Genomic DNA, 6,041 nt, shown 5'->3' on the forward strand with positions numbered 1-6,041 from the left:
GGGGAGCCAGGGCCTCGCGGAGCAGGGCGGCGAGGCGTTCGCGGGCCGCTTCGCGGTTGGCGAGCTGGGCGCGGTGCTCGCTGGCGGCGATGGTGCGCTCCGCGATGTGAAGGCGCCCTTCCCAACTTTCGACCACCGAGTGAGCCTCGCCGGCGTACCCGGCAGACCAGTTCACGCTCCGGGCTGATGCTGACGACCGATCACTCACGGTGTGCCAGTCTCACGATCTTGGTGCGCATAATATGGTGATCTTGGTGTATGTTCGATGGCATGACGCGCATCACGGTGGACGTCAACGACGAGTGGCTGGAGGCTGCGATGGAGGAGCTCGGAACCACCACGAAGGTCGCCACGATCAACGAGGCGCTGCGCACGTTCGCCGCGCGGCGCAGGGCACGCGACATCATCGCCGCTTTCGGCTCGGTGCAGATGGACTACACGGGTGCGGAGCACGCTTTCGGTCACGGCGGTGGCCGCGACCTGTCCAGGCTGGAGGAGGACGCACGCCAAGCGGACGCGCACCGGGCGACGTGATGGCGTCCCCGATCTTCCTGGCCGACACCTCGGTCTACGTCCTGCAGAGCCGCCATGAGCAGGTCCGCCGCCGGTTCGAGCAACTGCTGCTGGAAGGCAGACTCGCGGCCTGCCACATGGTGGCACTGGAGTTCCTCAACAATGCGCCCGACCCGAAGGCATACCGGGTCCTGCACGAGGCCATGCTGAGTCAGCGCTGGCTCGATGTGACCACCGCTGCCATGGACCGGGCGATGGAAGTGCACCTCAGCCTCGCCACCAGCAGCCAGCACCGGCATTTCAGGCTCCCCGATCTGATCATCGCCGCGACGGCCGAGCAGCATGGCGCGACCGTGCTGCACTACGACGCCGACTACGACCGCATCGCGGCCGTCACGGGGCAACCCGTCGAGTGGGTCGCCCCGCGCGGATCCCTCTAATCCAGGCAGGCGACCGGCACCTGCTGCACGGCGTTGTTGGCGAAACCGCCGCGGTTCCAGGCCTGGTCGATCGGCTGCTCCACGCCCAGCGCGTCGACGGCACGGGCGGTCAGCAGGTGCGAGCCCGGCACCGCGTCCCACGCGTACGTGAAGCGCCGCCACGCCCACCGGTGCCCGGTCTCCGGCTCCAGCTCGGCCGCCGACCAGCTCTGCCCACCGTCCACGCTGACCTCCACCGAGGTCACCGGCGCGCGGCCGGACCAGGCCCGCCCCTCCACCAGCACCGGCCCCGGACGGACCACCCGGGTGCGGGACATGAAGTCGGGGAAGCCCGGCGGGGCCAGCAGCGCCCGCGGCGCGATCCGGGTCACCGGCACGCCCGGGTCCTCGGCGTCGCGGCGCACCCGGTACGCCACCGCCTGCTGGAAGCCCTCGAACGGCCGGCCCACCAGGGTGATCTCGCGCAGCCACTTCACGTGTGCCATGCCGTACCAGCCCGGCACCACCAGCCGCACCGGGAAGCCGTGCTGCGGCAGCAGCGGCGCGCCGTTCATCTGATACGCCAGCAGCACGTCCTCGCCGAGCGCCTCGTCCACCGGCAGGCTGCGCTGGTAGTCCTGCTCGACCCCGCGCTCCACCCCGTGGTCGGCCCCGGTGAACACCACCTCGACCGCGAACGGGTCGATCCCGGCCGCCGCCAGCACGTCGCGCAGCGGCACACCGGTCCACTCGGCGGTGCCGACGGCCTCCACCAGCCACGGCTGGCTGACCGGCCGGGGCAGCAGCCGGGCCCGGCCGTTGCCGGCGCACTCCATGGTCACCCGTACCGTGCGGGACGGCATCGCGCGCAGCGCTTCCAGGTCCAGGGTCAGCGGCCGGTCGACCAGCCCACCGACCCCGACCTGCCAGGACGCCTCCTCGGCGTACGGGATGTCGTAGTGGATCAGCAGGTAGTGCAGGCCGGCCGGGGTCACGTCGTAGCGCAGCGCCTCCAGCGGCATGCCGTGGTTGCGGGCGGCCAGCGCCAGCTCCTCGGCGCTGATGCCCTCGTCCGGGGCGGCCAGGCGGCCGGGGCGGCTGACGTCGTTCAGGGTCATGTCCACCCGACCAGCATCACCCCTCACCCCGGCCGCGCGGAACCCGGCCCGCCCGCCCGCTACGGGCGATCCGCCGCCGTCCGCACAGCGCGGGCGCTCCATGATCGCCCGACTTGCCAGGCAACCGGGCGAAAGCGGGTTCAAGATACGCACAGGTGCCAGGCACATCGGACGATCATGGGCGCGGGTCGGCGGGCGGAATCCGATTGCGTGCCCGGCGATGATCGAATGATGACCCCGAACCGTGCCGCGGCGCTGTGCTCGCTGCGCGGGCTGGCCCTGGGTGACGCCTTCGGCGAGACCTGGTTCTTCCAGCCCGCCGACAAATTCGAGTGGCTGATGGACGAGCGGCAGGCCCGCTCCGGCCCCTGGCCGTGGACCGACGACACCGCGATGGCGCTGTCCCTGATGCGCGTGCTCACCGAGCACGGCGAGGTCGAGCAGGACGCGCTGGCGGCGGCGTTCGCCGACGCGTACGACGCGGACCCGTACCGCAACTACGGGCCGTCCATGCACGGGGTGCTGCGCGCGGTGTTCGAGGGCGAGCACTGGCGCGAGGTCACCGGGCGGCAGTTCGGCGGCCAGGGCTCGTGGGGCAACGGCGCGGCGATGCGGGTCGCGCCGCTGGGCGCGTGGTTCTCCGCCGACCTGGACCTGGTCGTCGCGCAGGCCCGTGTCTCGGCCGAGGTCACCCACGCTCACCCTGAGGCCGTGGCGGGCGCGGTCGCGGTCGCCGTGGCGGCGGCGCTGGCGGTCTCCGGCGTCGCCGCGAGTGAGCTGATCGAGGGCGTGCTGGCCCGGACCCCGGACGGCGAGGTCGCCTCGGGGCTGCGCCGGGTGGCGCGGCTGCCGTTCGACCGGCATCCGACCTGGGTGGCCGGCGAGGTGGGCTGCGGGGTGCGCATCTCCGCGCCGGACACGGTCCCGTACGCCGTGTGGTGCGCCGCGCGGCACCTCGACGACCTGCCCGAGGCCCTGTGGGCGACCGCTTCGGCGGGCGGCGACATCGACACGACGTGCGCCATCGTCGGCGGCATCGTGGCCGCTGGCACCGGTCTCGACGCGGTGCCCGCGACCTGGCGCGAGGCCTGCGAGCCGCTGCCCGCCTGGGTCGCGGCCGCCGGCTGACCGCGCGGCCTGCCGTCAGGGGCGCAGTGTGCCCGTGGGCGGCAGGCCGGCGGACGCGGTGACGTGCACGGCGGTCGTCCACCAGCGGCTGTCGAGACGGCCCGCGGCGGTCCAGTCGATGACCCAGTCGAGCATGCACAGGGGCGGCTCGTCGTAGCTGTCGGGCAGCGGCAGCAGAGTGATGCCGCCGTCGGGCTCGACGTAGCCGTCCAGCGGCAGTTGCCGGGGCATCGCCAAGCGCGAGGGCAGCAGCTTCCACGCCCGGTGGGACGGGTAGCTGTGGTCGGTGGCCCAGGTGTCGATGATCCCCGCCCGGACCAGCGGCCGCAGCAGCGACGCGGTGTCGGTGCACAGCCGGTCGCGCTTGGGCTGGTACGGCGTGAAGCTGAGCAGCCGCGCCCGGGTCAGCTCCACGCCTCCCGGCGACCCGCCCTGCTCGCCCGCCCGGCGGTCCCAGGACGAGCCGTTCCGGTCTCCGTCCCAGGGCTCGGGCCGTTCCGCCCACCCGTCCAGCGGCTCCTCCGAACCGCCGGGCTCGTCCCACGACTCGGGCGCATCGACCCCGGACTGCTCCGGGTCGGCCTGCTCGCGCCGCCGGCGACCGCGGCGCACCTGCCGGTCGTAGGACTCGGCCAGCGCGGTCTCCGGGTCACCGTCCGCACCGTATCGGGCCTGATGAGGGGCGGTATCGGCGTGAGATATGTCATCCAGGGCGATTCCGCCGGTTCCGACCGGAGGGTCGTCCGCGGTCCGCCGCGCCGAACCTCGCATTCGGGACGTCCACATCGCCGCACCTCCAGAAGTCCCGGGGAATGGGACGGGACGGGATGAATTCCGGTCCGCCAGAAGGAGTAACGGGTGATCTTTCCGTCGGGTTAGCGGTGTTCAGGCAGTACAGAAGGTCGATTCAGGAAGTTCCTTCCCGGTAACATTCGTCCGAACGTATGTGGCGAGACGCCTTCACGTTGACGAAACATAACTTCTTGTGCCGGGCCGCCATCGCAATACACGCCGTCTCCACCCCGTCACCAGCGCCATCGCCGCAGTGTTCGCGGTCGCGCTGGTCGTCTCGGGTGCCTTCCTCGTCTACCGCCAGCTCGCCGAGCCGGCCTGCTCCGGGGAGGCGCCGCTGACCGTGGCCGCGCCGCCGGAGATAGCACCGGCGCTGCAGGAGACCGCCGCGGCGCTCTCCGCGCAGAAGGCCGAGGTCGACGGGGCCTGCATCGCCGTGCAGGTGACCGCGGCGGACCCTGCCGACGTGGCGGCCGCCGTCGCCGCGCTGCGCGGGCTCTCGCTGACCGGTGTAGGCCAGCCGAGCGGCAGCACCCAGGTGCCCGACGTCTGGATCCCGGACTCCGCGACCTGGCTGGCCCGGGTCAGCGCCGCAGCCCCCAACACCGCGGTCCAGGAGGCGCCCTCGATCGCGCGCAGCCCGGTCGTGGTGGCCATGCCCGAACCCGCCGCCACCGGCCTGGGCTGGCCGTCGGCGAAGCTGACCTGGCCGGCACTGCTCCAGCAGATGACCTCCGGCACCAAGCTGCACGTCGGCATCGTCGAGCCGACGCGCGACTCCGCCGGCCTGTCCGGCCTGCTGGCGATGGCATCGGCGGCGAGCACGTCGCCGAACGCGCAGGCCGCCACGACCGGCGCGCTGCGCACCCTGGCCGCGGGCCGCTCGGTGCTGCGCCAGGACATCCTCGCGCGCTTCCCCCGCGCCAACGACCCCGCCGCGATCGCCTCCGGGCTGGGCGCGGCCCCGCTGTCCGAGCAGGCGGTCATCGCCTACAACGCGGCGAAGCCGCCGGTGCCGCTGGCCGGGCTCTACCTGGAGCCCGCGCCGATCGCGCTGGACTACCCGTACGCCGTCATGCCCGGCATCGAGCCGGAGCGCCAGGCCACGGCCGCCCGCATGCTGGAGGCGCTGCAGACGCCCACGTTCCGCGACCGGCTCGCCAAGATCGGCCTGCGCGGACCGGACGGCGGCTTCGGCACCGGCGCGACGACGCCGCGCGGCGCGCCCGAGGTGATGGGCGCTCCCGCGCCGGCCGCCTCGCCGACCGCCGCGACCACCACCGCCGCCGTCGAGCGCATCCTGTCCACCTGGGTGGCCGTGACGCTGCCGGCGCGCATGCTCGCCGTGATCGACGTGTCCGGTTCGATGCTGCAGCAGGTCGCCACCGCGGGCGGTGCGACCCGGGCCCAGGTCACCTTGGAGGCGGCACGGCGCGGCCTGGGGCTGTTCGACGACTCGTGGGCGGTCGGTCTGTGGACCTTCTCCACCGAACTGGACGGCAGCAAGGACTACAAGCAGCTGATGCCGATCGGGCCGCTGGCGTCGAACCGCACGAAGATGCTGTCGACACTGGCCGCCATCAGGCCCAAGCCGACCGGTGACACGGGTCTCTACGACACGATCCTCGCCGCGTACCAGACCGTGCAGAAGGACTGGGACCCCGGCCGGGTCAACTCCGTGGTGCTGATGACCGACGGCGACAACGACGACAACAACGGCATCTCGCACGAGGCGCTGCTGGCCAAGCTGAAGGAGATCGCCGATCCGGCGCGTCCGATCCAGGTCGTCATCCTCACCATCGGCGACGTCAGCACCGACCCGCTGAACAAGATCACCAAGCTGACCGGCGGCGGCGTCTTCTCCGCGAAGGACCCCGCCAAGATCGGCGAGATCTTCCTCAAGGCCATCTCCCTCCGCTCCGGCCAGCCCAGCTGACCCACCCCGGCGGCGGCCCTCCCCCGCCACCCCCCACCCGGCGCAACTTTTAAATAAACGAGGGCCAGAGAAACCCCCAACGGCCCATCCAGAATAAATAGGGAACCGACGTGCGGGGCAGCGACCCCCGCGGGG

General features: G+C 72.5%; 6 protein-coding genes and 1 pseudogene. 4 read left to right on the forward strand and 3 right to left on the reverse strand.

All coding sequences use genetic code 11. The features are described from left to right. A pseudogene (locus AB0B35_RS31605) lies at positions 1 to 94 on the reverse strand (aminoacyl-tRNA hydrolase); the annotation flags it as partial. Positions 95 to 270: 176 nt separating this feature from the next. Here AB0B35_RS31605 and AB0B35_RS31610 point away from each other — a divergent pair. Beyond that, positions 271 to 534 (forward strand): type II toxin-antitoxin system VapB family antitoxin, encoded by a 264-nt coding sequence (locus AB0B35_RS31610; RefSeq protein WP_361052323.1) that lies wholly within the window; start codon positions 271 to 273, stop codon positions 532 to 534. Next, the gene (locus tag AB0B35_RS31615; RefSeq protein WP_361052325.1) at positions 534 to 953 is read left to right on the forward strand and encodes a PIN domain nuclease; all 420 of its coding nucleotides are present in this window, start codon (positions 534 to 536) and stop codon (positions 951 to 953) included. The genes AB0B35_RS31610 and AB0B35_RS31615 overlap by 1 nt, the downstream gene beginning before the upstream one ends. Here the strand turns inward: AB0B35_RS31615 and AB0B35_RS31620 are convergent. Then, positions 950 to 2,050: a sulfite oxidase gene (locus tag AB0B35_RS31620; protein WP_361052568.1), complete on the reverse strand. Its 1,101-nt coding sequence runs from the start codon at positions 2,048 to 2,050 to the stop codon at positions 950 to 952. The two genes, AB0B35_RS31615 and AB0B35_RS31620, sit on opposite strands and share 4 nt — an antisense overlap. Before the next feature lie 231 nt (positions 2,051 to 2,281). Between AB0B35_RS31620 and AB0B35_RS31625 the strand changes: the two genes are divergently transcribed. After that, entirely contained in the window at positions 2,282 to 3,178 is an 897-nt protein-coding gene (locus AB0B35_RS31625) for an ADP-ribosylglycohydrolase family protein (RefSeq protein WP_361052328.1), read from the forward strand. A 15-nt stretch (positions 3,179 to 3,193) separates the two neighbouring features. On the opposite strand, the gene AB0B35_RS31630 is transcribed toward AB0B35_RS31625, so the two are convergent. Further along, entirely contained in the window at positions 3,194 to 3,790 is a 597-nt protein-coding gene (locus tag AB0B35_RS31630; protein ID WP_361052331.1) for a hypothetical protein, read from the reverse strand. A 424-nt stretch (positions 3,791 to 4,214) separates the two neighbouring features. On the opposite strand from AB0B35_RS31630, the gene AB0B35_RS31635 reads away from it, so the two are divergent. Then, positions 4,215 to 5,906 (forward strand): VWA domain-containing protein, encoded by a 1,692-nt coding sequence (locus AB0B35_RS31635; RefSeq protein ID WP_361052571.1) that lies wholly within the window; start codon positions 4,215 to 4,217, stop codon positions 5,904 to 5,906. The last annotated feature ends 135 nt before the right edge of the window (positions 5,907 to 6,041 follow it).

Source organism: Catellatospora sp. NPDC049133, from assembly GCF_040648455.1.
Lineage (GTDB): Bacteria > Actinomycetota > Actinomycetes > Mycobacteriales > Micromonosporaceae > Catellatospora > Catellatospora aurea.

Coding starts and splice junctions, on each gene's coding strand:
- AB0B35_RS31610 (WP_361052323.1), top strand. CDS start 271: ATGACGCGCATCACGGTGGACGTCAACGACGAGTGGCTGGAGGCTGCG.
- AB0B35_RS31615 (WP_361052325.1), top strand. CDS start 534: ATGGCGTCCCCGATCTTCCTGGCCGACACCTCGGTCTACGTCCTGCAG.
- AB0B35_RS31620 (WP_361052568.1), bottom strand. CDS start 2,050: ATGACCCTGAACGACGTCAGCCGCCCCGGCCGCCTGGCCGCCCCGGAC.
- AB0B35_RS31625 (WP_361052328.1), top strand. CDS start 2,282: ATGACCCCGAACCGTGCCGCGGCGCTGTGCTCGCTGCGCGGGCTGGCC.